Here is a 26,151-nt window from a genome sequence, read left to right as displayed (position 1 = left end):
ATGACGATCCTCATAACGAGACGAAGCATGCCACGGACGGGTGGGCAAGCCCCACAAATGACAATTGCGACGCCGGCGCTCCCGTGCTGCCCCTCGCGCACGACCTAGTCTGGCCGGATGGAAGTCCACAAGGCCCAGGCGTTCCTCGCCGTCGCGGAGGAGCTCCACTTCGGCCGCGCGGCAAAGCGCCTGCACATGGCGCAGCCGCCCCTCAGCCGCCTGATCCGGCAGCTGGAGTCCGAGCTGGGCGCCACCCTGTTCGAGCGCAACACCCGTCACGTGACCCTGACGCCGCAGGGCGAGGCCCTGCTCGAGCCGGCCCGGGAGCTGGTCATGCTCGCGCGGCGGATCAAGGACGTGGTCCGCAAGTCCCAGGCGGGCGAGATCGGGCGGGTGCGGCTCGGCTTCGCCGGGGCCTCCGTGAACCAGGCGGTGGGCGAGCTGGCGCGCCAGGTTCGGCGACGACGCCCCGGGATCAGCCTGGAGCTCTACAGCTCGCAGTTCTCCTACCTGGGCCTGGAGAAGGTCCTGGACGACTCCCTCGACATCGTGATCGGCCGGTGGGACTTCCTGCCCGCGGAGATCAGCTCCCGGCTGGTCGCTCTCGAGGAGCTGCTCATCGCCCTCCCGGAGAGCCACCCGCTGGCCGACCGCGAGACGGTCGACGTCGAGGACCTCGCCGGGGAGGCGTGGATCGTGCTGCCCGGCGGGGCGGGGGCCACGCTGCCCAACCGGCTCAACACCCTGGCGATGAACGCGGGGTTCGTCCCGCGCATCGTCCAGGTGGCCCCGGACTCCTGGACGCTCGTGGTCCTCGTGGGCGCCGGGATGGGCATCTCCCTCATCCTCTCCAGCGTCCGGGACAACGTGCCGTCCCGCGGCGTGGTCTACAAGCCGCTGACGCAGGAGCAGAAGCCGGTCGAGGTCCGCCTCCTCTGGCGCCGCGGGGACGCCAACCCGGCGCTGCAGTCCGTCATCGAGATCTCCGAGACGGTGTTCCCCGCGCCCGAGGGCCCGCTGCCCGCCCCGGCGCCCAGCACTCCGTGACCCCCGCCCTCTCGCCGAAGGGGGGTGCTCAGCTGAAGGCCGAGATCCCGGTGATGTCCCGGCCCACGAGCAGCGCCTGGATGGAGTCGGTGCCCTCGTAGGTGGAGACGACCTCCATGTCCGTCATGTGCCGGATGACGTGGTTCTCGAGCAGCAGCCCGTTGCCGGCCAGGAGGTCCCGGGCCTCGTTGCAGATCCACTTGCCCTTCTGCGCCGTCGCCATCTTCACCATCGAGGCCTGCGCGTTGGACAGCTGACCGCGGTCGGCGAGCTCGGCCATGCGGTCGCAGAGCAGCTGCATGGTGGTGAGCTCGCTCAGCATGTTGGCCAGCCGCGACTGGACCAGCTGGTAGCCACCGATGGCCCGGCCGAACTGCTGCCGTGTCGCGGCGTAGTCGGCGGCGATCTCGAAGGCCGCCATGCCGTGGCCGACCGCCTCCCACGCGGCGCCGCCGCGGGTGGCCTGCAGCACCCGGGAGACGTCCTTGAAGGACCGGCAGTTCTCGAGGCGATGGGCGGCCGGGACCCGCAGGCCCTCGAGCACGATGTCGGCCTGCTGGATCGCGCGCTTGCCGACCTTGCCCGTGATCACCTCGGGCCGGTACCCGGCCGGGTGGTTCCCGTCGGCGTCCTTCTCCACGACGAAGGCGTTGACCTTCCCGTCCTCGGTGTTGCGCGCGAACAGGACGACGACGTCGGCCGCGTCCCCGTTGCCGATCCAGCGCTTGTGCCCGTCGATCACCCACTCCTCGCCCTCGCGGCGGGCGCTGGTCTCCAGGGCCACGGAGTCCGAGCCGTGCTCCGGCTCCGTGAGCGCGAACGCCCCGGTCTTCTCCAGCCGCGCCATCGCCGGCAGCCACCGCTGCTTCTGCTCCTCGGAGCCGAGCATGTTCAGCGCCCCCATGCACAGGTTGCCGTGCACGCCCAGGAACGTGTTGATGCTGCCGTCGGCCCTCGCCATCTCCCGGGCCACCATCCCGGCGGCCTTGCGGGACATCCCCGGGCAGCCGTAGCCCTGGATCGTGGTGCCGATGATGCCCAGCTCCGCCAGGCCGGGCACCAGCTCCCAGGGGAACTCGGCGCGCTCCCAGTAGTCGTTGATCACGGGCAGCACGCGCTGCTGGGCGAACTCGCGGACCCGGTCCCGGATCGCGATCTCCTCGGGCGTCAGGTCGTCGTCGAGCCGGAAGTAGTCGGAGGTCGCGGCGCCCGCGCGAACGGCGGCCGGGGCCTCGGTCGAGGGAGCGCTCGAGATGGTGGTCATGGTCGGTCCTTTCGTCGGCGGGTCCCAGGACCCGCGGTGGTCGGAGTGGTCGGTGCCGCCGGGCGTTCCCGGCGGGTGGCCCGCAGGATCGCGAGCAGTCCCAGCGCGGTCAGGGCGACCGCGGGGAAGACGAGGAGCGAGGCGCCGGTGGCCCACGCCAGGGAGACCCCGGAGTAGCCCACGGCCATCGCGAGGAAGCGGACCATGTTGTGGATGCCGATCGCGGTCCCGGACCCCCCGGCGGGCGAGAGCAGGAGCTCCGTGGCCGCCGCGCTCTGGGCGAAGGCGATGCCGGTCCCGGCGAGCACGAGCCCCAGGACCACCAGGGACACGATCACCCAGCGGGCCACGCCCAGACCGGACGAGACCATGGCCAGCGTGATCACCGGGGCGGCGACCACGAGGATCAGGACCCCACGGCCGAGCTGGACGCCGCTGCCGTGCCGCCGGCCCACCCGCGCCGCGACGGGCCCCGCCGCCGTCATGGCGAGCGCCAGGGTGAAGACCACGGCGCCGATCCGGGCCGGGCCGAGGTCCAGGTCCGAGGCGAGGAACAGGGGCACGGCCACGATGGCCACCGCCATGGACCCCATCGCCAGCCCCGCTCCGGCCGCGGCCGTGAGGTAGGCGGGGTCCCGCAGCAGGGCCGGGTCCAGCAGGGGCCGCGGGGCCGGCGCCCCGGACGCGGCCCGCCGGGCCCGGCGCCGGCAGAGGTGGGCGAACAGCCACCAGCCGAGCACCGCGCAGACCGCGCTCGCCGCCGCCCAGGACCAGGGGCCGGACTGCCCGGCCAGCACCACGGCCGCGGCCGTCGAGCCGCCGCCGAGGACGAGCCAGACCATCGCGGCCACGTGCATCGGCGGGCGCCGCCGCCCGATCCGGGGCATGAACGCCACCAGGAGGACCATCAGCACGAGCACCAGCCCGGCGTGCACCACGAAGACCCAGCGCCAGCTCAGCGCCTCGGTGAGGACACCGCCGAAGGGCGGGCCCACGGCCTGTCCCACGCCGATGGCGGAGGCCCACGCGCCCATAATCTGCGCGGTCCGCTCCGGCCAGGTGGTGACCAGGGCCGCCTGCACGCAGGGCGGGATCGCGCTGCACGCCGCGCCCTGCACCATCCGGGCGAGCACGAGCGACTCCATGCCGGCCGCCGCGGCCGCCGTGAGCTCCGCGAGGACCATGACGCCCAGCGCCGAGATCAGGAAGGTCTTGACCCCGAGCCGGTCGCCGAGCCAGCCGGCGAGCGGGACGGCGGTGGCCATGGCCACCGTGAAGGCGCTCACGGCCAGCACCGACTGCTGGGCCGTCATACCGAGGTCCGTCTGGATGACGTACAGCGGCGCGTTGATCACGTTCGAGGACATCGTGCCCATGGCCGTGGTGGCCAGCAGCGTCGGATAGGCGATCCGCCGCGCCCGCAGGGCGGGACGGCCCCTCCGGAACGCGGTCATGCACGCACGGTCACGGAGTCCGGCTCCGGCTCCGGCTCCGGGACGACGACGCCCTCCAGGGCGGCCCGCACCGACGCCGGCAGCGGGGTGGAGCGGCCCGTGGCCGGGTCCGTCTGCACGAGCACCGTCCGGGCGCGGACCGCGACCTGCCCGTGCTGGACGAGCTCGTAGGCCACCGTGTAGGACGACCGGCCGAGGCGGCAGACCCAGACGCGGGCCGTGAGCTCGGGGCCGTGGTCGATGGAGCGCAGGTAGTCGAGCGTCAGGGAGACCACCACGCGCGGCCGGGTGGGGTCCGGGACGCCGTCCTCCCCCAGCCAGGAGGCGACCGCCGAGAGCCGCGCCTCCTCGATCAGGGTGACCACGCGGGCGTTGTTGACATGCCGGTTCAGGTCCTGGTCGGACCAGCGCACGGGCAGCACGGTGGTGTGCACGGCGCTCACGACGCCTGCCGGACCGCGGGCTCGCCACGCTCGAGCCACGCCAGGACACGGTCCCGGTCGGCGTCGAGCCGCGGCGGGGCCTGCGTGTAGTCGACCGGGGTGCGGCTGAAGTCGACCGGGTGGCGGACCGTGGGGACCTCCCGGCCCCCCGTCCCGGCGAGCACCACCGGGTCCAGGCCGAGGCCCTCCGCGAACCGGACGCCCTCGTCCACCCCCAGGATCGGCGCGCAGGGCACCTTGACCGCCTTGAGCAGCTCGAACCAGTCCTCGGCGTCCCGGGCGGCGAGCCGCTCGATCATCAGCCGGCGCAGCTCCACCCGGTTGGCGTTGCGCGCGGACACCGTGGTGAACCGCTCGTCCTCGGCGAGCTCGGGCGCGCCGAGGCACCGGCACAGCCGCGCGAACTGCCCGTTGTTGCCCACCGCGATGACCATGTCCTTGTCCCGGGTGGGGAAGGGCTCGTAGGGGTAGAGGCTCGGGTGCTCGTTGCCCATCCGGGTGGGGACGCTGCCGCCGGCCACGTAGGCGGCGGACTGGTTGACCAGCCCGGACAGTGCCGAGGTCAGCAGGTTCAGCTCCACGTGCTGGCCCGTCCCGGAGGACTGCCGCTCGTGGAACGCGCCCAGGATGCCGGTGGACGCGTGCAGGCCCGTGATGACGTCGAAGAGGGCCACGCCGGCCCGGTACGGCTCGCCGTGCTGGCTGCCGGTGAGGCTCATCATCCCGGAGAGGGCCTGGGCCAGGAGGTCGTAGCCGGGCAGGTCCGCGCCCCCGGCGGTGCCGAAGCCGGTGATCGAGGCGTAGACGAGGTCCGGGCGCCAGGCGCTGACGCTCTCGTAGTCGAGGCCGTAGCGCACCAGTCCGCCGGGCTTGAAGTTCTCCACCAGGATGTCCGCCCGGGCGATGATCCGCTCCACGACCGCGAGCTGCTCCGGGTCCGAGAAGTCCAGGGCGATGGAGTGCTTGTTGCGGTTGACCGAGAGGAAGAACGTGCTCTCGCCGTCCCGGTGGGGCGGGACCCACGCGCGGGCGTCGTCCCCGGCGGTGCTCTCGATCTTGATGACGGTCGCGCCCATGTCCGCCAGCAGCATGGTGCAGTAGGGGCCGGCGAGCACGCGGCTGAGATCCGCCACCACCACCCCGGCGAGCGGGCCCGTGCCGGGGCGGCCGAAGATCTCCTGCAGGGCGTGGGCGTCCTCGAAGTGGCTCATGTTCTCTCTTTTCGTCGTCGCGTCTCGTCCGGGCTCAGCCGGCGTACTCGTACCAGCCGCGGCCGGTCTTGCGGCCGTACCGGCCCTGCTCGTAGAGCTTCTCCACGGAGGGGTGCGGGAGGTCGTCGGGGTCCCCGCTCTGCTCGTGCTGGGCCAGGCGGATCAGGTAGGCCACGTCGATGCCGACCAGGTCCATGAGCTCGAACGGCCCCATGGGGTGACCCAGGGCCGTCCGCGCGGCCACGTCGATGTCCTCGAAGCTCGCCACGCCGTCGGCCTCGAGGCGCAGCGCCTCGTCCCGCAGGGCCCCGAGGAGGCGGTTGGCCACGAAGCCGGGGACCTCGCGGTGGAGCCGGACGGGCTGCTTGCCGAGCCGGCGGGCGAGCTCCATGGTGGTCTCCACGGTGGCGTCGGAGGTCTGCGGGTTGCGCACCACCTCGACGCAGGCCATGACCAGCGCCGGGTTGAAGAAGTGCATGTTGCACACCCGGTCCGGCCGGCCGGTCGCGTCCGTGAGCAGGGACGAGGGGATGGTCGAGGAGTTCGTGGCCAGGATCGCGTGCTCGGGCGCCGCCTCGTCGAGGTCCGCGAACAGCTGCCGCTTGATGTCGAGGCGCTCCACGGCGGCCTCGAGCACGAAGTCGGTGGTGCGGGCCGCCTCGAGGGAGTCGGTCGTGTACGCCATCCGGGCGAGAGCGGCGTCGACCTCCTCCCGGCTCCGGCTGCCCTTCTCGGCGAGCCGGCCGAGGCGGCGGTGCACCTCGTCCCGGGACCGCTCGAGGGCGGCGGGGTCGAGGTCGCTCGTGGTGACGGTGTAGCCGGCGAGGGCGAAGACCGCCCCGATCTGGGTGCCCATGGCACCGGATCCCACGACCAGGACGTCTCGGACGGCGTCGATGCTCGGCTGGGGGTTCATGTCTGCTCCTCGGAGGATGTGGTGGGGCCCGTCGGTGGGGCCGCGGGGTTCGAGGCTGGGACCGGTGGTCAGTCGTCGTCGCGGAAGCGGGCGGGGCGCTTCTCCAGGAAGGCGCTCGCGCCCTCGGCCTTCTCGTCAGAGGCGTAGAGCAGGGACTGGGCCAGCCGCTCGAGCAGCAGCCCGGTGCGCTGGTCCGTCTCGGCGCCGTTGCGCACCACGAGCTTGGCCAGCCGCACCGCCAGGGGGCCCTTGGCGAGGATCATGTCCGCGGTGGCGAGCGCCGCGTCCATCAGCTCGTCCGCCGGGACCACGCTGGTCACCAGCCCGATGCGCAGGGCCTCCTCCGCGTCGACGATCCGGCCGGTGAGGATCATCTCCTGGGCCCGGCCGAGCCCGACGAGCCGGGACAGCCGCTGGGTGCCGCCGGCGCCGGGGAGGATGCCCAGGTTGGTCTCGGGCAGTCCGAACCGGGCGCCGGCGGCCGCCACGCGGATGTCGCAGGACATCGCCAGCTCGTTGCCCCCGCCCAGCGCGAAGCCGTTGACCGCGGCGATCGTGGGCAGCTCGAGGTCCTGGATCCGGTCCCAGAGGCGCTGCATCCGGGCCCGCAGGCCGTCCCGCAGCGTGTAGCCGACCAGCTGGGAGATGTCCGCCCCGGCCACGAAGGCCTTCTCCCCCGCGCCGGTGAAGACGACGGCGCCGGCGTCCTCGCGCCGCTCCAGCGCGTCGAGCGCCGCCTCGATCCCGTCCAGCACCCCGACGTTCAGGGCGTTGCGCACCTCGGGGCGGTTCACGGTGACGACGGCGACCCTGCCCCGCAGCTCGGCCGTGACGGTGCCGGTCCCGGTGTCGAGGCGGGTGCCCGCGCCGGCCGGAGCGGCGGTGGTGGCGCCGGTCGGAGCGCCGGTGGTGCTGCCGCTCGTGGCGGCGGTGGTGGTGCCGGTGGTGTCGGTCATGGCGGGTCCTTCCGGTCAGACGGTGGCGGTGGCGGGCGCAGGGGCCGGGGCGGGAGCGGCGTCGTCGTCGTCCGTGGGCCCGGTCCGCACGGTGAGGAAGGTCAGCAGCACGCTCCCGGCCACGAGGACCAGGCCGGCGACGGCGCTGAGCGGGGTGGGCAGGAACAGCAGGAACCCGCCGACCGCGGCCGCGACCCGGAACAGGGCGGGCATCCGGCGGTCGAAGCCGACCGTCCAGCCTTCGATGGCGGAGGCCAGGGCGTAGACGCCCACGATGCTCAGGGCGAAGGCCAGCAGGATCCGGCCGGGCGAGTCCTGGGCGACCAGCGCGGGGTTGAGGGCGAAGCCGAACGGGACGATGTACTTCACCGCGCCGAGCTTCATGGCCGCCACGCTGGTGGCCATGGCGGGGGCCTTGGCCAGGCCCGCCGCGGCGAAGGCGGCGAGGCCCACCGGCGGGGTGATGTAGGAGACGGACGCCCAGTAGATGACGAACAGGTGCGCCGCGAGCGGGTTGACCCCGAGGTCGATGACCGCCGGGACCATGACGATCGCCAGGAACACGTAGGCCGCGGAGATCGTCATGCCCATGCCGAGGATGAAGCAGGTGACGGCGCCGGCGATGAGGATGAGGACCACGTTGTCACCGACCAGCGAGACCAGCTCGCGGGCCAGGGACAGGCTCACGCCCGTGGCGGTGAGACCGCCGACGATCAGGCCCACGCCGGCGATGATGCCGATGATGTTGCCCAGCGTCCGGCCGGACTCCACGAGGAAGTCGGCGAACTCCCGCAGCCCGAACTTCTGGCCCGGGCGCAGCACGGCCACGACCAGCAGCACCAGGATCACCCAGTACGGCACCTGGGTCTCGGAGTTCGTGAGGAACAGCAGCCCGGTCAGCAGGGCCAGGGCCAGGACGTAGGGCCAGCCCCGGACGAGCGTGGCGAGGGCCCGGGGCAGCTGGGCCACGGGCACGCCCTTGAGCCCCTTGCGGGCGGCGTAGCCGTCCACCTGCAGGTAGATGCCGAGGAAGTAGAGGACCGCGGGGATGGTCGCGGCCACCAGGATCTCCGTGTAGGGCACGCCCACGAAGGAGACCATCAGGAACGCCGCGGTGCCCATGATCGGCGGGGTGATGGACCCGCCGGAGGACGCCGTGGCCTCGATGCCGCCCGCGTAGGTGGGGCTGAACCCGGAGCGCTTCATGGCCGGGATGGTCATGGGCCCGGTGGTCAGGACGTTGGAGACGGCGCTGCCGCTCATCATGCCCATCGCGGCGCTGCTGGCCACGGACACCTTCGCCGCGCCGCCGCGGTACCGGCCGAAGATCGACATGGAGAGGTTGTGGAAGAAGTCCGCGCCGCCGGTGTGCTGCAGGGCCACCCCGAAGACCAGGAAGCCGATCAGGATGGTCGCCGCGGTCTGGATGGGCAGGCCCAGCACGCCCTCGGCGCCCATGATGTGCACCTGCGCCAGGGTCGGCAGGTCGTAGGTGACGCCCTGCAGGACGCCGATCGGCAGGTTCTCGGCGACCAGCGGGTACAGGGAGAAGAGCAGCGCGATGATCGTCACCGTGAGCCCGCCGGTGCGGCGCAGGGCCTCGAGCACCACGAGCCACAGCACGAACGCGGCGACCGTGGCGGTGGTGGGCGCCATGTACTCCCAGCCGAAGTCCTTGATCCGCGTCCCGTTGACCGCGAAGTAGCCGCACACGGCCGCCGCGACGACCATGAGCAGGACGTCGAACCACTGGACCCGGCGCTCGCGGACCGGGGCGGTGCTGCCGCCGGATCCGTGCTCCTGCTGGGCCTCCACCTGCTGCGCGAGCGGGATCCTGCGCAGGGGGTTGACGATGAACACGACCGGCAGGAACACCGCCAGGACGAGGTACAGGTAGGAGTTGGTCAGCAGGGACAGCCCGCCCACGTTCCAGAAGAAGACCTGGTTCATGGCCAGCAGCACGCCCAGGACGGTCAGCACGATCACCACCGTCCGCCAGAACGGTGTCACCCGGGTCTCAGTTCGCATCGTCGGTCTCCTCGTCGTCCAGCTCGTCGGTCTTCCAGTCCGTCCAGTTCTGCTCGAGCTCCTCCGCGGAGGAGGAGGACTCGACGACGCCGGGCCAGGCCTCGCGCATCCGCTCGCCGCGCTCGATCAGCTCGTCGTTCTTCCGCTCGAGCTCCTCGGTCCACACGCCGCGCTCCTCGAAGTAGCGGACGGTGCCCTCGTGGAAGGGGACCACCAGCGGTTCCTTGAGCACGGCGTCGAAGCCGAACTGCTTCGTGTCCGGGGTGGTGCCCTCGTAGTGCTCGTAGTTCTCGACCATCGACTTCACGAGGTGGTAGACCTCGTCCGCGTCGCGGGAGCCCATCGTGGTCAGCGGGATCGTGTACTCGAGGACGCGGGCGCTCTCGCCCTCGTCCATCCCGGCGGCGTTCGTGACCTCGCCGACCGACACCATGGGCATGAGCTCCTCCCAGGTCTCGTAGCGGGCCGGGTCCGAGTCGTCGAAGCCCAGCCACTTGACGTCCGTGGAGGACGCGAGCTCGTCGATGTTGGAGCCGACCACGTTCTGGTACAGGGCGTCGATCTGGCCCGCCTCGAGGCCCGCGATCTGCTCGCCGTAGGAAATGGGGACCTTCTGGACGTCGTCCCCGGTCAGGCCGCCGTAGTTGAGGAAGCCCTCCATCTTGTTGTTGATGGACGTGTTGGCGGTCAGCTCGGGGAACCGCTTGCCCTCGAGGTCCTCGAAGGAGTCGATGCCGCTGCCCTCGCGCACCAGCAGGCCGTAGTTGCCCAGCGGCGCCCACACCATGCGGATGTCCTGGGGGCCCCACTCCTCGCTGGCGTACTCGTAGTCGCCCTCGAAGGCGTAGTAGTACTCGTCCCCGGCCCGTGAGTAGTCCACGGTGCCGTTCACGAGCGGCGCCAGCCGGCCGATGCCGGTGTCGGCCGTCATCAGCCGCACCTGCACCCCCTCCTCGTTGGTGAGGGTGTTCGCGATGGCGGCGAGGTCGTTGTAGGTGCCGGTGCCCACGTTGTAGGTGGACCACACCAGCTGCTGCGGCAGGCCGTTGGGGCCCACCGGCTCGTCCCCCTCGGCGCTCGCGCAGCCGGTCAGGCCCAGCACCGCGACGGCGCCCAGAGCGGCGAGCCGTGACTTCGTTGTCCTCATGATGACCTTTCGACGTGCGGTGGTGGCGCTCAGCGCCCGGAGAAGGAGGGGACCCGCTTCTCGAAGAACGACTGCTTGCCCTCCAGGAAGTCGGCGGTGCCGAAGAGCGCGGGCTGGTGGTCCCGCTCGAAGGCCAGGGCCTCCCCGAGGGAGCCGGAGGCCTCGCGGATCCCCCGCTTGACGGCGGCGACGGCGAGCGGCGCCCGGCCGGCGAGCTCTGCGGCGCGGGCGACCGCGGCACCGAGCACGTCCGGATCCGGCACCACGTGGTCGGCCAGCCCCGCGTCCAGGGCGGTGCGGGCGTTCACCGGGGCGGCCTCCAGCAGGATCCGCCGGGCGCGGGCCGCACCCGTGCGCTGGACCAGGGAGTGCACCAGCCCGCCGTCCGGGGCCAGGCCCAGGCGGGTGAACGGGAACAGGAACCGGGCGCTCTCGCCGGCCACCACCACGTCGCAGCAGCACACCAGGCCGACGGCCACACCGGCGGCGGGCCCGGTCACCGCGGCCACGACCGGCTTCTCCAGCTGCGCGAGCTCCTGTACGAGCCCGGCCACCTCGGCCATCCGGGCGGCGGACTCGGCGGGACCGGCGGGTGGCATGGAGGCGAGGTCGCCGCCGCCGCTGAAGCAGCCTCCCGCGCCGGTGAGCACCAGAGCGCCGATTCCGGGGTCCGCGGCTAGCTCCGCCAGCGCGGCCCGCAGCCGGGTGCGCAGCTCGGGACCGAGCACGTTGCGGCGCCGTTCGTCGTCGAGCGTCACCACGGCCACGGCACCGGTGCGCTCGAGGCGCACCCGGGGCGGGCCGTCGACGGCGGTGGGGGACGGTCGGGTCACAGGAGTCCTCCGAGGGGTGGGTAGGTGTCGTCCAGATCACATTCCCACGACCCACTGTGAAATCTCAAATACCTAATCCGCAGTTCAGTGATACCTAAAGCTCAAATATATGACGGGGTGTGTTGCCCAGGTCACGCATGCGTCATCCTCGTCAGAGGCATCCCCGCACCCCGATGATCCCCAGGAGGACCCATGAACGCCGCCGCGACCGACCTGCTCGACGTCGAAGCAGACCTCAGCGCCGAGGAGCTCGAGACCCGGGACACCGTCCGTGAGTTCGTGGACCGGCGGATCCGGCCGAACATCGCCGGGTGGTTCGCCGACGCCGTCTTCCCGCAGGAGATCGTCCCCGAGATGGCGCAGCTCGGACTGCTCGGCATGCACATCCAGGGCTACGGGTGCGCCGGGAAGTCCGCGGTGCAGTACGGCATCGCGATGCAGGAGCTCGAGGCCGGGGACTCCGGCCTGCGCACGTTCGTCTCCGTGCAGGGCTCGCTGGCGATGTCGGCGATCGCCAAGCACGGCTCCGAGGAGCAGAAGCAGCGCTGGCTGCCCGGCATGGCCGCCGGCGAGATCATCGGCTGCTTCGGTCTCACGGAACCCACCGCCGGTTCGGACCCCTCGACCATGGCGACCACCGCGGTGCGCGAGGGCGACGAGTGGGTCCTCAACGGCGCCAAGCGCTGGATCGGGCTCGCCTCGATCGCCCAGGTGGCCGTGATCTGGGCCAAGGCCGTCGACGAGAGCGGGCAGGAGCGCGTCCGCGGCTTCCTCGTGCCCACGGACACCCCCGGGTTCACGGCCACGCCGATCGAGCCGAAGCTGTCCATGCGCGCCTCCATCCAGTGCGACATCGTCCTCGAGGACGTCCGACTGCCCGCCGACGCCCTCCTGCCGCACAACCCGGGTCTGCGGGGACCGTTCTCGTGCCTCAACGAGGCGCGCTACGGGATCGTGTGGGGCGCCCTGGGCGCGGCCCGCGACAGCTTCGACGCCGCACTGGCCTACTCGCAGCAGCGCATCCAGTTCGACAAGCCGCTCGCGGCCTACCAGCTCTCGCAGGCGAAGCTGGTGAACATGGCCCTGGAGATCCAGAAGGGGCAGCTGCTGGCGCTGCGCATCGGGCGGCTCAAGGACGAGGGCCGCCTGGAGAACCACATGATCTCGGTGGGCAAGCTCAACAACTGCCGGATCGCGATCGAGGTGTGCCGGGAGGCGCGCACGATGCTCGGCGGCAACGGGGTCACCCTCGAGCACTCGCCGCTGCGCCACGCCAACAACCTGGAGTCCGTGCGCACCTACGAGGGCACCGACGAGGTGCACACCCTCATCCTGGGCCAGCAGCTGACCGGGCACTCCGCCTTCCGCTGACCACACGCCTGCCGGGCGGGCTGATGAAGATCACACCGGGAGGCATGGGAGACCGGGGCGAACGCGCGTAGCATCGAAAACCACCGCTCCCCTTTCGTTCGGGCTCGACGACGTGCTCGTTCCCCGTCCCTGCGCCCTCCCCGGAAGGACCCGCCGTGTCCGCACCCCGCACCGCCCTGCTCCAGGTGGTCAATGCCCCCGGTCCCGCCGGCACCCGCCTCGCCATCTTCGCCCTGGCGATGGGCGGCTTCGGGGTCGGCACCACCGAGTTCGCCTCGATGGGCCTGCTGCCGTTCATCGCCGAGGACTTCGGCGCTTCGATCCCCGCCGTCGGCCAGTCCATCTCCCTCTACGCCCTGGGCGTGGTGGTCGGGGCGCCGCTCATCACGTCACTCGCCGCCCGGGTGGAGCGCAAGACCCTGCTCCTGGCGCTGATGCTCACGTTCGTGGTGGGCAACGGGCTCTCGGCCGCCGCGCCCTCCCTCGAGTGGCTCTACGTGGCCCGGTTCCTCGCCGGCCTGCCCCACGGCGCCTACTTCGGGGTCGCCGCGGTGGTGGCCTCCTCCCTGGTCGCCCGCGAGCGGCGCGGCACGGCCGTGGCCCGGGTGATGCTGGGGCTCACCATCGCGAACATCGTGGGCGTGCCCTTCGCCGCGGCCCTGGGCGGGGCCCTCGGCTGGCGCTCCGCCTATCTCCTGGTGGTGCTCCTGGGCGTCCTGACCCTCGGGTCCCTGGCCCTGTGGGTGCCGCGCACCCGCAACGAGGGCATGGCCTCGGCCGCCCAGGAGATCCGCGCCCTGGCCCGGCCCCAGGTGGCCCTGACGCTGCTCGCCGGATCCGTGGGCTTCGGCGGCATGTTCGCCGTCTACACCTACATCTCCCCGACCCTGACCGAGCTCACCGGCCTCGACATCGGCACCGTGCCGTGGGTGCTGGCCGTGTTCGGCGTGGGCATGACCGTGGGCTCGCTGCTGGCCGGTCCGCTCATCGACCGCTCGATCGAGCGCACCGCCCTCGGCGCCGGTGCGGTGTCGGGCGTGGCCCTGGCGTTCTTCGCGCTGTTCGTCCACGTCCCCGTGGCGGCGGTGCTCGGCGCGCTGTGGATCGGCATCATGGGCTCGATCTTCACGACCTCGCTCCAGGTGCGTCTGCTGCGCGAGGCCAAGGACGCCCCGTCCCTGACCGCCGCCATGAACCACGCGGCGTTCAACCTGGCCAACGCCATGGGCGCCTTCCTCGGCGGCATCGTGATCTCCGCCGGCTGGGGCTACCGCTCCCCCGCCTGGGTGGGCGTCGGCCTGGCCGTGGCCGGCCTGCTCATCCTGGGCTACGCGGCGCAGCGGCGCCGGCACGCCGCGGTCGAGACCCGGTAGCACCCGCCCACCGGGCGGAGCGCTGGGCTCGGTCCGCACTGCTCGGCCCGGGCGCTGCTCGAGCCGCGCTGCCCGGCCGTGCGCTGCCCGGCCCGCATGCTCAGCCCGGGCGCTGCTCGCGGGCGAGCACACGCCGGCGGGTGGCGCGCACCAGGGCGGCCACCAGCCGTTCGAGAGGGCCCTGCCCCATGGCCTGGCGCCAGAGGAGGGCGAAGGCCATCGCCACGGCCACGTGGATGCAGAACCACAGCGGCTGGTCGTAGTGCACCTCGGCGGCCAGCGCGAGCAGGTGCGCCGAGTACACGGTGAGGGTCATCGCACCCATCGCGCTCAGCGGCAGCAGCCAGGAGGCCCAGCGTCGGGCCAGCAGGAGGAACACGCCCAGGGCGGCCACCGCGGAGCCCAGGCCCAGCAGCAGGGCCGGCGGGGTGTTCGTGTACGGGCCGCCGACCGTCAGCCACCACCACGTGGTCGTCGGCAGCGTCGGGTCGGGGCCGAACACGATGACCTCGGTGACGAGCTCCTCGTCGAAGCCGGGGGTGCGGGCCACGAGCTGGTCGAGGCCGCCGGCTCGGTCGAAGAGCAGCCAGGAGGCCAGCGAGGCCCCGGCGGCCAGCAGCGCCCCACCCAGCACCAGTCCGGTCTGGACCCGGATCCCGGCGAGGTCGAGCCGGCCGATGGCCAGGCCGGTCAGCAGGTAGGCCAGGTACGGCAGAGCGGGGAAGGTACCGGTCAGCAGCAGCCGGGCAGCGGTGGCCCCGGGGTCCCCGACGAGGTCGAGGTAGTCCGGGTTGTAGCGCTCGACGACCGGCAGGACGTCCCGCAGCAGGTGCACGAGCGCGGGACCGGCCAGGGCGAAGACCCCTGCCCAGACGAACAGGGCACGGGCGGGCAGGCGCAGGAACGGGATCGCCAGCAGGAAGAAGGCCCCGTAGTAGACGAGGATGTTGACGGCCGGGACCTCGTCGATCGTGCTCCCCGGCAGCACGTGGTTGATCGCCAGCCCCAGGCCCGCGATCAGCAGCGCACGGACGGCCACCCCCGCCCGGTCGGCGGTCATCGCCCGGCCGGTGTGCGGTGTCCGGCCACCGGTGCTGAAGGCCAGGCCCACGCCCGCCAGGAGGGCGAACAGCGCCGCGGAGCGGCCGGCGAAGACGGTCCACTGGGCGGTGGGCTCGAAGGTCTCGGGGTCCCACGAGGGCAGGATGTGGATCGCGATCATCCCGATCAGGGCCAGGCCGCGGGCGGCGTCCACCCCGACGAGGCGGCGCTTGGCGGGTGCCGCGGACGAGCTCGTGGACGAGCCCGTGGCCGGGTCGGCCGTCGCGCGGCCGGTCGAGGTCTGGTCCGCGAGCGGAGTGCTCGCCGGCCACGCGGGGACCGGCGCCCACGGCACGGTCCTCGGCGGGCGGCCCCGGGAATCGGTCATGACAGCAGCCCCCTCAGCGCGGCAGGACGGCGGGCCCCCTGCCCGCCGGACCGGTCGGAGGACCGGTGCACACCCCACCTTTGCTGGCGCACATGTGATGGGCTTTTCGGGATGCTGTGCTTCCGCTGTGACGCGGGACACGCGCCCGCCGGCGGGCGACCGGCCGCAGGGCCTCCCGAGGTCTACACGGCCTCGGGGCGCCTTGACGAACGGAGGGCGCCGAGGACGGCGCGCACCCGGCGCGGCGCCGCAGCGGGAACGGTGACCGGGGCCGTGGCCGTGGCCGACGACGACGGCACCACGACGGGGCGCTGGGCCGCCGTGTGCCGGTAGGCCATGGCCTGCAGCTCCACCACCGGGTACTCGAGGCTGCGCCGGGCGGACTCGCTGGGCCGGGTGGTGGCGAAGGCGGTGGCCGCGTCCTGCAGGGACCGCGCGGCGATGAACGGGGCGGCCGCCTCGATGTGGGGCCGCACCGCGTGGCGGTAGACGGCGCGGTCGGACTCGGCGCAGTCCTCCCACCGGGGTGCTCCGGGGTGGGCGGCCCGCTCGTACTGGGCGCGGGCAGCGGCCTCGACGGCGTCGGTGATGGTGATGGTGATGGTGCGCATGTCCGCTCCTGGGTGTCCGGTGGGTGGCTGGCTCGAGTGGTTCCACTGTCCGTCCGGAGTCTGTGCCGGAGCTGTACCGACCGCCCCGGCCTGTCTGAGAATCCCGGCGGCACGGCACAGGCTGCGCACAGCTTCCACAGGACGTGCGCCTAATCTGGTGCGCAACAGTGGCAGTGTCACGTCCGCCCGGCACCGGGAGCTCCCATGTCCTACTCCTCCAGCTTCTCCGTCCTCACCGAGGTCCTGCCTCGCCTGACCCACCCTGACGGCTCGCCGATCCGGGTGCTCGTGGTGGACGACGAGCCGGCCCTCGCCGATCTCGTGGCCATGGGCACGGGCATGTGCGGGTGGGACGCTCGGATCTCCCACGAGGGGTTCGACGCCGTCGCTCAGGCGCGGGATTTCGCCCCCGACGTGCTGGTCCTGGACCGGATGCTGCCCGGCCTGGACGGGCTGGAGGTCCTGGCCCGGATCCGCCAGTCCTATCCCGAGGTGCCGGTGCTGTTCCTCACGGCCAAGGACACGGTCCAGGACCGGATCGAGGGACTCGCCTCGGGCGGGGACGACTACGTGACCAAGCCGTTCTCGATCGAGGAGGTGCTCATCCGGCTGCACCGGCTCGTGCAGCGCTCCGGGGTCGCCGCGCAGGACAGCGCCACCCTGGTGGTCGGGGACCTGGTGCTCAACATAGACAGTCGCGAGGTCACCCGCGCCGGGGAGCCGGTCGAACTGACCACCACGCAGTTCGAGCTGCTGCGCTACCTGATGGAGAACCCGCGCCGGGTCCTGTCCAAGGCCCAGATCCTGGACAACGTGTGGCACTACGACTTCTCGGGCCAGGCCAACATCGTGGAGCTCTACATCTCCTACCTCCGCAAGCGGATCGACGCCGGCCGCGCCCCCATGATCCACACCGTGCGCGGCGCCGGGTACGTCATCAAGCCCGCGTCCTGATGCCGCACGGCCCGCTCCCCCCGCGCCGCCTGCGCCTGGCCACCCGGCTCATCGCCGGCGTGCTCGTCCTCCTGGCGGTGGTCCTCCTCGTGCTGGGCGCCACGATCGTGGAACTCACCCGCCAGGACCTCGTCGAGCGGCTCGACGGATCGCTGCGCCAGGCCACCGGGCGTGCGCTGACCTTCACCCGCGGAGACCCCGCCCTGGAGCGGGACCCCCTCGACGCCCCCGGCCAGCCGGTGGGCGTCCTGGTGGCCGTGGCGCAGGAGGACGAGGTGGTCACGGCGTCCTACCGCACCGAGTCCGGGGAGCCCGCGCCGCTGCCCGAGGAGGACGTCGCCGCCCTGCGGGAGGCGGGCGCCTTCGCGGCCGAGACCCCGGACGAGCGCGGCTTCGGGGACCCTCGGCGCTCCACGGGCACGGAGCAGGGGCGGCTCTCCGACGTGGACCTGTCCGTGGGCGAGTACCGGGTCGAGTCGGTCGCCCGGGACGGCCGCAACGGCAGCCAGGTGCTGGTGACCGGACTGCCCACCGCGTCGGTCGACGACACCGTGGCGGAGCTCGTCACCACCATGACCGCGGGCAGCCTGCTCGCGCTGGTGACCACGGCGGTGGCCGGGACCGTCGTCGTGCGCCGTGCCCTGCGGCCGCTGGAACAGGTCTCGGCGGCGGCGTCGCGCGTCGCCCGCCTGCCGCTGGCCTCGGGCGAGGTCTCCCTGGCCGACCAGCACGTGCCCGCCGGGCTGGCCCGTCCCGGCACGGAGGTCGGGGAGGTGGGCCACGCCCTGAACTCCCTGCTCGAGAACGTGGACTCGGCCCTGGCCGCGCGCCAGCACTCCGAGACCCGGCTGCGCGAGTTCGTGGCCGACGCCTCCCACGAGCTGCGCACCCCCCTGGCGGCCGTGCGCGGCTACACGGACATGCTGCAGCTCACCGAGCCCCTGACCGGCACCGGCCGCGCCTCTCTGGCCCGGGTGGAGCAGCAGACGCTGCGGATGACCGCCCTGGTCGAGGACCTGCTGCTGCTCGCCCGCCTGGACGAGGGCCGCCCCCCCGAGCTGCGGGACGTCGACCTCGGCGAGCTCGTGCTCGAGGCCCTCACCGACGCCTCGGCCGCGGGCCCCGACCACGACTGGGCCCTGGACGTGCCGGAGGAGCCGGTGCCCGTGCGGGCGGACGTCGCCCAGCTCCACCAGGTGCTGGCCAACCTGCTCTCCAACGCCCGCAAGCACACCCCGCCCGGCACCGCGATCACCGCCGCCGTGCGGGCCACCCGGGACGGCTGGGCGGAGGCCTCCGTGCTCGACGCCGGCCCGGGCATCCCGCGGGAGTTCCAGGCCAGGCTCTTCGAGCGCTTCAGCCGCCTGGACACCTCCCGGCAGACCCGGGAGGGCAGCACCGGGCTGGGCCTGTCCATCGTCCGCTCGGTGGTGCAGGCGCACGGCGGCACGGTGGACGTGGAGTCCCGCCCGGGTCGCACGCTCTTCACCGTCAGGCTCCCCCTGGGCACCGGCGCAGCGGTGCCCGCCGCGCCCCGGTGACCGACGGCCGCGGGCGCCTCAGCTCCGACGACGACGGCGGTGGCGGCCGAGCCAGCCCGCCGGGCCGCCGTGGACGAGCAGGTGCCGGGTGTGGGGGTCCAGGAGCATCAGGTAGGCGGTGAACAGCAGGGCGGTGACGAACGCGATCGTCGAGGCGTCGACCGTCAGCTCGATGAAGGGCCACACGGAGAGCTGGTCCTGGGCGCCGAAGATCACGAAGAAGGTGATCACGATGTACAGGGAGCGGATCTGCCAGTTGTCCCTGATGCCGGTCGCGGCGAGGAAGGGGAGGAACCACAGGATGTACCAGGGCTGGATGATCGGGGAGAGCAGCACCACGGCGGCGAACGCCAGGCCGAGCCTGCGGACCACCTGATGGTCGTCGCCGCGGAACATCAGGAGCAGGACCAGGCCGATGGCGGCGTACTGCAGGACGTCGCGCAGCACGGAGGCCATGGCCGCGCCCGGCAGGCCCACCGCGTTCGCGAGGTCGCGGACCTGCTGGCCCAGGAACCCGGAGGGCGAGTACCCGGTGTACCCCGGGGTGGGGTCGACCAGCGCCCAGACCCACCCGGTGCCCAGCTGGTAGGGGAGCCCGCTCAGCAGCAGCACCCCGAAGCTGATCGCCGCCGTGGCCGCCCACAGGGCGAACTTCCGCCGCCAGGACGCTCTCGGCCCCGCCCACAGGAGGCCGATGAACGGCAGCAGGAGGATGGTGATCGGCTTGATCCCGATCGAGGCGGTCACCAGGAGGACCCCGGTCACCGGACGGCCCGTGGCCGCGAAGTACGTTCCCGCCACGGCCAGTCCGAGCATCAGCGCGTCGTTGTGCGCGCTGGCCACGAAGCTGATGAGGAACAGCGGGTTGGCCACCGCGATCCACAGCGCACGGGCCGGGTCGACCCCGTGCAGCCGCGCGAGCCTGGGCACGTACACGACGCAGAGCAGGACACCGGCGCAGGCCAGGATCCGGAAGAGCAGGACGGAGAGATCCGGCTGCGCGCCCGTGAGGGCCACGACCGCGCGCGCCAGCCACAGGAAGTACGGCCCGTACGGCGTCCGGGCCTCGGCCCAGGTCGGGTCCGTGCCCAGCATGAACCAGTTCTCCAGGGCGGAGATCCCGGTCGTGTACGGGTTCTGCCCGGCCAGCATCAGACGGCCCTGGCCGACGTAGGCGTACACGTCCCGGGAGAAGATGGGCACGGCGAAGAACAGCGGCAGCGACCAGGCGCACACGGCCAGCACCACGGAGCGCTGGGCGCCCGCCGGCCCGCTTTGGAGCCGCTGCCCGAGCCGGAGCCAGGAGCGCACCAGCAGCATGGCGCCGACGGTCAGCAGCACGGTGCAGGCGTAGACGCCCCACCCCTCGACCCGCAGCGCGATGACCAGGGGGTGGCGGACCATGGGTGAGCCGTTGGCGATCCACCCGGTGCCGACCGAGCCGACGAGCATCATCAGGGAGCCGACGAACCCCTGCAGGACGGCGATGTGCGCTCGCGGGTCCGGCTGGACGCCGGGCGTGTCCTGGCGGAAGGGGACGGTGCTGACGGCCCGGCCCCCGCGGCTCCGCTGCCCCTCCGGATGCGAACCCCCTGCCGTCATGACGTGCGCTGATCCCCTACGTGAGTCGCTGCCGGGCGGACAGGTGTGCTGAGCGCTCTCCAGGAGCGTGTTCCAGCCATGATGCCACCTCGTGGCCCCGGCGTCCCGGGACGTCGCCGCGCCCTTCGGCCCGGGGTCGCTGCGCACGGATCATGACGCCCGGTTCCGGGCGGTCCGCGCCCGGCCACGTAGCATGGTGGGGCAGCGGCCCTGTGGTCCTGCGACCCCACCCCCTTGACGAGGATTGACCCATGTCCACGGACACGACCTTCAGCATGCTCACCCGGTTCCGGAACCGCCTCGCGACCCAGCGGTGGCACGCCTGGTCGAGATCTCCGCGGGGACTGCTCGCCGGCTTCGTCCTGGTGCACCTCGTGTTCCTGGGATTCGCCCTGTCCCTGTCCCTGTCCGGCGCCGCCTTCAGCGACACCTACATCTACCGCGCGTGGGCCGAGGCCGGCTTCGACGAGCAGAACCTGAACGGGGAGCCCACCCCCTGGGTCTATCCGGTGCTGGCGCTGGTGCCCGTCGCGCTGGCCGGCACGGCCGGCCCGGGGCCGTTCTTCTTCCTGTGGGTCCTGATGATCACCGTGCTCAACGGCTGGGCCGTGGGGAAGCTGACGGACTGGGGACGCGCCCGGCACGCCGTTCCCGCCGCGTGGTGGTGGCTGGGCTTCGTCTTCCTCATGGGGTGGCTGGGCTTCGCCCGCGTCGACGGGCTCACGGCCCCCCTGGTGCTCGTCGCCCTGGTCTACGGCGTGGCGCACCCGGTGGCCGCCTCGGTCCTGCTCAGTGTCGCCACCTGGATGAAGGTCTGGCCGGCGGCGGTCGTGCTCGCCCTCGTCACCGTGGTGCGCCGGCGGGTGGCGGTCGTCGTCGCGGGTCTGCTGGTCAGCGCGGCCGCGGCCGGGGTCGCCGCCGCCATGGGCGCGCTGCCGAGGCTCTTCGACTTCCTCACCCAGCAGGGGGATCGGGGCATGCAGCTGGAGGCCACGTTCACCACCCCGTGGCTGTGGTCGTCCGTGCTGGGTGTGGGCGGGTCCCGAATGTACATGAACACGGAGATCAACTCCATGCAGGTCGACGGCCCCGGCACGGCGACGATGGCGGTGCTGATGCAGCCGCTGCTGCTGGTGGCCGCCGCCGCGGTGGCCCTCCTGATCGCCCGGGGCCTGCGCAACGGCGAGCGGTCCGGCGACACCGACCGGACCGAGCTGCTGCTGGCCGGATCGCTGACCATGGTCACCGCCTTCATCGTGTTCAACAAGGTCGGCTCCCCGCAGTTCATGGTGTGGCTGGCGCCGGCCGTGGCCGTGGGGCTGACCCACCACTGGAGGGCGTGGCGGGTGCCGGCGGCCATGCTCATCGCCATCGCCGTGGCCACGTTCCTCGTCTACCCGATGTTCTACTGGGAGCTGAGCCACAACGACCCGGCCATGGCTCTCGTGCTGACTCTGCGCAACGCCCTGCTGGTGGTGCTCCTGTGGTGGTCTGCGCGCCGCCTGTACCAGCTGGGCACCCTGCGTCCCGCCACCGCGCCCGCCACGGCGCCCGCCCCCGCGGCGCCGGCGCCCGCCGCGAAGGAGGCCTGAGATCTCCGCCGCCCTCTTCGACCGGCTGACCGGCGTCCGCGACGCCGTCCTGCCCGCCCGCGCCGTGGCCTGGTTCGCCCGCCCGGCCGGCGTGTGGTGGGGCTTCGCCGTCGTCCACCTGTACTTCCTGGGCTGGATGATGTCCTTCGTCATCCACGGCGAGGCCTTCAGCGACACCGAGCAGTACCGCCAGTGGGCCATGGCCGGGTACGACCCGACCGATGCCGGGGACGGGATCAGCCCGTGGGTGTACCCGGTGCTGGCGCAGATCCCGATCCTCCTGGCGGGGATCGCCGGCCCCGGCCCCTACCTGCTGGTCTGGACGCTGATCGTCACCGTGCTCAACGCCGTCGCCCTGGTCTGCCTCACGCGGGGCCGGCGGGCCTGGCAGGGCATCGCCCCGGCCTGGTGGTGGCTGTTCTTCACCGTGTTCCTGGGCTACCTGAGCTTCGCCCGGGTGGAGGGCATCGCGGCCCCGATCGTGCTGATCGGACTGCTGTACGCCGCCGAGCGGCCCGTGCTCGGCTCCGTGCTGCTGAGCGTCGCCACCTGGATCAAGGTGTGGCCGGCCGCCGTCCTGCTCGCCCTGTTCATCGCCTGCCGGCAGCGCGTCCAGGTGGTGGCCGCCGGGGTGGGGGTCACCGCCGCGGTGGTGCTGGGCACCTACCTGACGGGCGGTCTGCCGCAAATCGCGGACTTCCTGGTCAACCAGGGAGAGCGCGGCATGCAGCTGGAGGCCACGTTTTCCACCCCGTGGGTGTGGTTGAGCGTCTTCGACGTGGCCGGATCGCGGATGGCCGACAACGTGGCCATCAACTCGACAGAGGTCTACGGGCCCGGCACCGAGGTCGTCGCGTTCCTGATGCAGCCGCTGCTCGTGCTCGCCGTCCTCGCCGGAGCCGTCCTGCTGGTCCGTGCGCTGCGGCGCGGGGCCGAGCGGGAGGAGCTCTTCTACGAGGGGGCGCTGATGATGACCGCGGTGTTCATCGTGTTCAACAAGGTGGGGTCCCCGCAGTTCATGATCTGGCTCGCCCCGGTCGTCGTGGCCGGGCTGGTGCACGACTGGCAGCGGTGGCGGACGCCGGCGGCGCTGCTGATGGGCATCGCGGTCACCACGTTCGTGATCTACCCGCTGTTCTACACCCCGCTCATCCACGCGCACCCGGCGATGGCGGCCGTGCTGACCACCCGCAACGTGCTGCTCGTCGTCCTGCTGTGCTGGTCCGTGCAGCGCGTTGCCCGGCTGCAGCAGGTCCCCGCCCGCCCCGCGGAGCTGGCCACCACCTGAGCCCGCGGCCCGTCCCCGCGGCGGGACGACGACGTCACCGGCCCACCGCCGCGCGCGGACCGGCGCCCAGGGCCAGACCGCGGGCGGCGCCGGCGGCCCGGGCCAGGAGCCGCTCCAGCGGGCCCCGGCCGAAGGCGCGCTGCCAGGCCACTGCGAACAGCGCCGCGACCGCCACGTGGATGAGGAACCACAGGAGCGGCACCTCGTAGTGGAGCATGGCGGCGAGGGCCAGCAGGTGCGCCGAGTAGAGCGTCAGGGTCATCGACCCCATGGCGCTCAGCGGCAGCAGCCAGGCACCGGCCCGCCGGGCCACGAGGAGGAGGAGACCCAGCACGGCGGCGCCGGAGCCGAGGTCCTGGAGGATCGCCACCGGGGTGTTGGTGTGCGGACCGGGGATCAGCAGCCACCACCAGGAGGTGTCGGGCAGGACCGGGTCCGGTCCCCAGACGATGATCTCGTCGATCAGGTCCTCGCTCAGCCACGGGGTGGAGCTCATGAGCTGGTCGTAGCCCCCGGACTGGAGGACCAGCACCCAGTACACCAGCCACGCTCCCACGGCCAGGGCGAGTCCCGCCCCCAGCAGCCGGCCCTGGACGCGCACGGCCCGCAGGTTCAGCCGGCCGATGGCCATCCCGGCGAGCACGTAGGCCAGGTACGGGACCGCGGGATAGGTGCCGGTGAACAGCACCTGGGCCAGGACGGTCCCCGGCTCGGCGAGCACGTCGGCGAAGGTCGGGTTGTACACCTCCAGCGCGGGCAGCACTCCCCGGAGCGCCTGCATCAGCACCGGCCCCACCACGGCGGCCGCGGCGGCGAGACCGAACAGCGTCCGCGCCGGCAGGTGCAGGAAGGGGATCGCCAGCAGGAAGAACATGCCGTAGTAGACGAGGATGTCGTAGGCGGGCGGGTCCGCCGGCATGACCTGGTTGATCAGCAGCCCCAGCCCGGTGATCACCACGGCCCGGACGAGCAGCCCCATGCGGTCCGCGGTCATCGTCCGGCCCCGGTGCGGGGTGCGCCCGCCGGAGGAGAAGGCCAGGCCCACCCCGGCCAGCAGGGCGAAGAGGGCCGCGGCGCGGCCCGCGAACAGCTCCCACTGCAGCGTGGGCCCGTAGGTCTCGGGGTTCCAGGCGGGCAGGATGTGGATCGACATCATCCCGACCAGGGCGAGGCCCCGGGCGGCGTCGACCCCCACGAGCCGGCGCCTGCGGACCAGCGGCAGGACCGGGTCCTCCTCTGCTGACCGTGCACCGGGTGCAGGGTGGTGGACGTTGACCATGGCGGCGGGTTCCTTCTGTCGGACGTGCCGACGAGCTCCCGCCCGCCGGCCCGGACCTCTCGGTCCTTCTCGTCCTCCAGCTGACCAGCCGGGATTGTGCCGCCGTTGTGGCGTCCCTGTGCCGGGGCTGTCGAAGTGGTCCCCCGCGCCCGGCTACCGCCGCACGGTCTTCTCCAGCCCGCTGACCAGCAGCACCGCGCACGTGGACCAGATCGCCCCGGCCGGGCCGAGCGGCGCGGCCACCAGGCCGGCCAGCAGCGGCATGGCGACCTGCCCCGCCCGGTTGCCGACCAACCGCACGGCGAGCGCCGAGCCCCGCCAAGAGGAGGGCACAGCGGTGGAGACCAGGGTCATGGTGATCGGCTGGCCCAGGCCCAGGCAGAAGCCGCCCACGAACAGGAGCACCGCGGCGAGCCACGGCACCGTGATGACGGCCGGCGGGACGGCCAGGGTGATGCCGGCGCCGTAGAGGCTGACCAGCAGCAGCGCCCGGCGGGACATCCGGTGCGCGAGCCACGGCAGCAGGACGCGCGAGACGATCGAGGCGCCGCCGCGCACGGCCAGCAGGACGCCGATCCACGCCGGGGAGACCCCGGCCCGCTCCCCCACCAGCGGCAGGAAGGCCGTGAGGATGTCGAGCATCGCGAGCAGGGCCAGGGACGCCAGCATGTGGGACGGGATGCCGGGGACCTTGAGGATCCGCAGCATCGACGCCCGCGGCGCCGTTGCCGGGACCACCTCGAGCTCACCGGTGGCGGGAGCCGCCTGTTCCGCGGCAGCGTCGTCGTCGCTCCGGGCGGGCGCCCCGGCGGCCCCGGACGCCGGCCGGCGCAGGAGCATGACGGGCACCACGAGCACCGAGAGCCCGGCCCCGATCCACAGGGACAGGGTGATGTCGGCGACCCGCTCGGGCGAGGCGACGTCGCTGCCCGTGCCCAGGAGCACCCCGACCAGCAGCGGACCCACCAGCTGCCCGGCGGAGAAGGCGGCGGTGAACCAGCCGAAGCCCTTGTCCAGCTGGTCCGGCGGGGAGAAGCGGGCGACCGCCGACTGCCCGGCGATGGTGAACACCAGGTGCCCCATGCCCAGCAGGGCGCTCGCCACGGCGACGAGCGCCACGCTGGGCGCCAGGGCCAGCGCACCCGCGCCGAGGGCCAGGACCAGGGCGCCGACGACCACCATGGTCCGCAGGTCCCGCACCCGGTCGGTCATCCGGCCCAGCCACATGGCCGTGACGAGCGGGACCACGGCGTAGGCGGCGGTGACCAGGCCGACCGTCACGGAGTCGGCGTCCAGGGACAGCAGCTTGTAGGTGGTGACCGGGCGCACCAGGTTCAGGGCGGTCTGCGTGAGCAGGGCCCCGGCCACAAGGAACCACAGCCACGCCCCGGACCGGGCCCCCGGAGCGGTCGAGGCCATGCCTCAGGAGCGCCGGGGCTTGACCGCGATCACCGGGGCGTTGGCCTCGAGGAGCACCTGCTGGGCGGCGCTGCCGAGCAGCAGCTTGCCCACGGGGCTGCGGTGCTTCACGCCGATCACCACGGCGGAGGCGTTCACCTGCTCTGCGGCGTCGAGGAGCTCGCCCACGGCGTCCCGGTTGCGGGTGTCGGGGGTGCGGAAGGTGACGGGCACGCCGTTCAGCTCGCTCCCCTCGGGGTCGAGCTGGGCACCCTCGAGGTTGAAGACCAGCAGGTCCTCCTGGCGGCGTCCGGCCTCCTCGACCGCGGCCGCGAGCGCGGCCTCGCCCTCGGGGGTGCTGGTTCGGGCAACGACGACGGTCATGGGAGCCTCCGCGGTGGGGTGGGGAAATCG

Annotated in this window: 22 protein-coding genes; 7 read left to right on the top strand and 15 right to left on the bottom strand. The window is 72.8% G+C overall.

The genetic code is table 11. The features are described from left to right. Positions 1-117 precede the first annotated feature (117 nt). Positions 118-1,047 carry a LysR family transcriptional regulator gene (locus RF647_RS11915; protein WP_368811874.1) on the top strand — a complete coding sequence of 310 codons (930 nt, stop codon included), beginning with the start codon at positions 118-120 and terminating at the stop codon, positions 1,045-1,047. Positions 1,048-1,075: 28 nt separating this feature from the next. On the opposite strand, the gene RF647_RS11910 is transcribed toward RF647_RS11915, so the two are convergent. The 9 genes from RF647_RS11910 to RF647_RS11870 form a co-directional block, all read right to left on the bottom strand. Then, the gene (locus tag RF647_RS11910) at positions 1,076-2,311 is read right to left on the bottom strand and encodes an acyl-CoA dehydrogenase family protein (protein WP_368811873.1); all 1,236 of its coding nucleotides are present in this window, start codon (positions 2,309-2,311) and stop codon (positions 1,076-1,078) included. Further along, complete coding sequence (locus RF647_RS11905) at positions 2,308-3,765, bottom strand: MFS transporter (protein ID WP_368811872.1); 1,458 nt, start codon at positions 3,763-3,765, stop codon at positions 2,308-2,310. The genes RF647_RS11910 and RF647_RS11905 overlap by 4 nt, the downstream gene beginning before the upstream one ends. Beyond that, positions 3,762-4,208: an acyl-CoA thioesterase gene (locus tag RF647_RS11900; protein ID WP_368811871.1), complete on the bottom strand. Its 447-nt coding sequence runs from the start codon at positions 4,206-4,208 to the stop codon at positions 3,762-3,764. Before RF647_RS11900 ends, RF647_RS11905 begins: the two co-directional genes overlap by 4 nt. Continuing rightward, positions 4,205-5,419 carry a CaiB/BaiF CoA transferase family protein gene (locus RF647_RS11895; protein ID WP_368811870.1) on the bottom strand — a complete coding sequence of 405 codons (1,215 nt, stop codon included), beginning with the start codon at positions 5,417-5,419 and terminating at the stop codon, positions 4,205-4,207. Before RF647_RS11895 ends, RF647_RS11900 begins: the two co-directional genes overlap by 4 nt. 34 nt (positions 5,420-5,453) lie before the next feature. After that, positions 5,454-6,335: a 3-hydroxyacyl-CoA dehydrogenase family protein gene (locus tag RF647_RS11890; protein ID WP_368811869.1), complete on the bottom strand. Its 882-nt coding sequence runs from the start codon at positions 6,333-6,335 to the stop codon at positions 5,454-5,456. A gap of 68 nt (positions 6,336-6,403) precedes the next feature. Then, positions 6,404-7,291 (bottom strand): enoyl-CoA hydratase/isomerase family protein, encoded by an 888-nt coding sequence (locus RF647_RS11885; RefSeq protein ID WP_368811868.1) that lies wholly within the window; start codon positions 7,289-7,291, stop codon positions 6,404-6,406. A gap of 15 nt (positions 7,292-7,306) precedes the next feature. Beyond that, the gene (locus tag RF647_RS11880) at positions 7,307-9,319 is read right to left on the bottom strand and encodes a TRAP transporter permease (protein ID WP_368811867.1); all 2,013 of its coding nucleotides are present in this window, start codon (positions 9,317-9,319) and stop codon (positions 7,307-7,309) included. Further along, on the bottom strand, positions 9,309-10,466 hold the full coding sequence (locus RF647_RS11875) for a TAXI family TRAP transporter solute-binding subunit (protein WP_368811866.1): 1,158 nt from the start codon (positions 10,464-10,466) through the stop codon (positions 9,309-9,311). Before RF647_RS11875 ends, RF647_RS11880 begins: the two co-directional genes overlap by 11 nt. 29 nt (positions 10,467-10,495) lie before the next feature. Beyond that, positions 10,496-11,299 (bottom strand): enoyl-CoA hydratase/isomerase family protein, encoded by an 804-nt coding sequence (locus RF647_RS11870; RefSeq protein ID WP_368811865.1) that lies wholly within the window; start codon positions 11,297-11,299, stop codon positions 10,496-10,498. Between the two features lie 192 nt (positions 11,300-11,491). On the opposite strand from RF647_RS11870, the gene RF647_RS11865 reads away from it, so the two are divergent. Then, the gene (locus RF647_RS11865; protein ID WP_368811864.1) at positions 11,492-12,670 is read left to right on the top strand and encodes an acyl-CoA dehydrogenase family protein; all 1,179 of its coding nucleotides are present in this window, start codon (positions 11,492-11,494) and stop codon (positions 12,668-12,670) included. Between the two features lie 155 nt (positions 12,671-12,825). Beyond that, positions 12,826-14,043, top strand: coding sequence for an MFS transporter (locus tag RF647_RS11860; protein WP_368811863.1), 1,218 nt, complete (start codon positions 12,826-12,828; stop codon positions 14,041-14,043). Between the two features lie 100 nt (positions 14,044-14,143). Here the strand turns inward: RF647_RS11860 and RF647_RS11855 are convergent, their stop codons facing one another. Both RF647_RS11855 and RF647_RS11850 read right to left on the bottom strand, forming a co-directional pair. Continuing rightward, positions 14,144-15,472, bottom strand: coding sequence for a heparan-alpha-glucosaminide N-acetyltransferase domain-containing protein (locus tag RF647_RS11855; RefSeq protein ID WP_368811862.1), 1,329 nt, complete (start codon positions 15,470-15,472; stop codon positions 14,144-14,146). Positions 15,473-15,654: 182 nt separating this feature from the next. Beyond that, positions 15,655-16,083, bottom strand: coding sequence for a hypothetical protein (locus RF647_RS11850; RefSeq protein WP_368811861.1), 429 nt, complete (start codon positions 16,081-16,083; stop codon positions 15,655-15,657). Between the two features lie 204 nt (positions 16,084-16,287). Here RF647_RS11850 and RF647_RS11845 point away from each other — a divergent pair, with 204 nt between their 5' ends. Both RF647_RS11845 and RF647_RS11840 read left to right on the top strand, forming a co-directional pair. After that, positions 16,288-17,037: a response regulator transcription factor gene (locus tag RF647_RS11845; protein WP_017831807.1), complete on the top strand. Its 750-nt coding sequence runs from the start codon at positions 16,288-16,290 to the stop codon at positions 17,035-17,037. Beyond that, positions 17,037-18,578: a sensor histidine kinase gene (locus tag RF647_RS11840; protein ID WP_368811860.1), complete on the top strand. Its 1,542-nt coding sequence runs from the start codon at positions 17,037-17,039 to the stop codon at positions 18,576-18,578. Before RF647_RS11845 ends, RF647_RS11840 begins: the two co-directional genes overlap by 1 nt. 18 nt (positions 18,579-18,596) lie before the next feature. Here RF647_RS11840 and mptB read toward each other — a convergent pair whose 3' ends face one another. Then, a complete protein-coding gene (mptB, locus tag RF647_RS11835) occupies positions 18,597-20,180 on the bottom strand; it encodes a polyprenol phosphomannose-dependent alpha 1,6 mannosyltransferase MptB (protein ID WP_368811859.1) in 1,584 nt (527 codons plus the stop codon). Positions 20,181-20,431: 251 nt separating this feature from the next. Between mptB and RF647_RS11830 the strand changes: the two genes are divergently transcribed. Together RF647_RS11830 and RF647_RS11825 are read left to right on the top strand one after the other, a co-directional pair. Then, entirely contained in the window at positions 20,432-21,772 is a 1,341-nt protein-coding gene (locus RF647_RS11830; protein WP_368811858.1) for a glycosyltransferase 87 family protein, read from the top strand. 64 nt (positions 21,773-21,836) lie between these two features. Continuing rightward, the gene (locus RF647_RS11825; protein ID WP_368811857.1) at positions 21,837-23,060 is read left to right on the top strand and encodes a glycosyltransferase 87 family protein; all 1,224 of its coding nucleotides are present in this window, start codon (positions 21,837-21,839) and stop codon (positions 23,058-23,060) included. A 34-nt stretch (positions 23,061-23,094) separates the two neighbouring features. Here RF647_RS11825 and RF647_RS11820 read toward each other — a convergent pair whose 3' ends face one another. The 3 genes from RF647_RS11820 to RF647_RS11810 form a co-directional block, all read right to left on the bottom strand. Further along, positions 23,095-24,339 carry a heparan-alpha-glucosaminide N-acetyltransferase domain-containing protein gene (locus RF647_RS11820; RefSeq protein ID WP_368811856.1) on the bottom strand — a complete coding sequence of 415 codons (1,245 nt, stop codon included), beginning with the start codon at positions 24,337-24,339 and terminating at the stop codon, positions 23,095-23,097. Between the two features lie 153 nt (positions 24,340-24,492). Beyond that, a complete protein-coding gene (locus RF647_RS11815; RefSeq protein ID WP_368811855.1) occupies positions 24,493-25,758 on the bottom strand; it encodes an MFS transporter in 1,266 nt (421 codons plus the stop codon). Positions 25,759-25,761: 3 nt separating this feature from the next. After that, on the bottom strand, positions 25,762-26,121 hold the full coding sequence (locus RF647_RS11810; RefSeq protein ID WP_017831800.1) for a universal stress protein: 360 nt from the start codon (positions 26,119-26,121) through the stop codon (positions 25,762-25,764). Between the last annotated feature and the right edge of the window lie 30 nt (positions 26,122-26,151).

Source organism: Kocuria sp. CPCC 205263, from assembly GCF_040981075.1.
Lineage (GTDB): Bacteria > Actinomycetota > Actinomycetes > Actinomycetales > Micrococcaceae > Kocuria > Kocuria rosea.
This window is presented reverse-complemented; position numbering and strand designations above follow the sequence as displayed.

Bases quoted from the DNA above. Each gene is read 5' to 3' on its own strand.
- RF647_RS11915 (WP_368811874.1), top strand. From the start codon at position 118: ATGGAAGTCCACAAGGCCCAGGCGTTCCTCGCCGTCGCGGAGGAGCTC.
- RF647_RS11910 (WP_368811873.1), bottom strand. From the start codon at position 2,311: ATGACCACCATCTCGAGCGCTCCCTCGACCGAGGCCCCGGCCGCCGTT.
- RF647_RS11905 (WP_368811872.1), bottom strand. From the start codon at position 3,765: ATGACCGCGTTCCGGAGGGGCCGTCCCGCCCTGCGGGCGCGGCGGATC.
- RF647_RS11895 (WP_368811870.1), bottom strand. From the start codon at position 5,419: ATGAGCCACTTCGAGGACGCCCACGCCCTGCAGGAGATCTTCGGCCGC.
- RF647_RS11890 (WP_368811869.1), bottom strand. From the start codon at position 6,335: ATGAACCCCCAGCCGAGCATCGACGCCGTCCGAGACGTCCTGGTCGTG.
- RF647_RS11885 (WP_368811868.1), bottom strand. From the start codon at position 7,291: ATGACCGACACCACCGGCACCACCACCGCCGCCACGAGCGGCAGCACC.
- RF647_RS11880 (WP_368811867.1), bottom strand. From the start codon at position 9,319: ATGCGAACTGAGACCCGGGTGACACCGTTCTGGCGGACGGTGGTGATC.
- RF647_RS11875 (WP_368811866.1), bottom strand. From the start codon at position 10,466: ATGAGGACAACGAAGTCACGGCTCGCCGCTCTGGGCGCCGTCGCGGTG.
- RF647_RS11865 (WP_368811864.1), top strand. From the start codon at position 11,492: ATGAACGCCGCCGCGACCGACCTGCTCGACGTCGAAGCAGACCTCAGC.
- RF647_RS11855 (WP_368811862.1), bottom strand. From the start codon at position 15,472: ATGACCGATTCCCGGGGCCGCCCGCCGAGGACCGTGCCGTGGGCGCCG.
- RF647_RS11850 (WP_368811861.1), bottom strand. From the start codon at position 16,083: ATGCGCACCATCACCATCACCATCACCGACGCCGTCGAGGCCGCTGCC.
- RF647_RS11845 (WP_017831807.1), top strand. From the start codon at position 16,288: ATGTCCTACTCCTCCAGCTTCTCCGTCCTCACCGAGGTCCTGCCTCGC.
- RF647_RS11840 (WP_368811860.1), top strand. From the start codon at position 17,037: ATGCCGCACGGCCCGCTCCCCCCGCGCCGCCTGCGCCTGGCCACCCGG.
- mptB (WP_368811859.1), bottom strand. From the start codon at position 20,180: ATGACGGCAGGGGGTTCGCATCCGGAGGGGCAGCGGAGCCGCGGGGGC.
- RF647_RS11830 (WP_368811858.1), top strand. From the start codon at position 20,432: ATGTCCACGGACACGACCTTCAGCATGCTCACCCGGTTCCGGAACCGC.
- RF647_RS11820 (WP_368811856.1), bottom strand. From the start codon at position 24,339: ATGGTCAACGTCCACCACCCTGCACCCGGTGCACGGTCAGCAGAGGAG.
- RF647_RS11815 (WP_368811855.1), bottom strand. From the start codon at position 25,758: ATGGCCTCGACCGCTCCGGGGGCCCGGTCCGGGGCGTGGCTGTGGTTC.
- RF647_RS11810 (WP_017831800.1), bottom strand. From the start codon at position 26,121: ATGACCGTCGTCGTTGCCCGAACCAGCACCCCCGAGGGCGAGGCCGCG.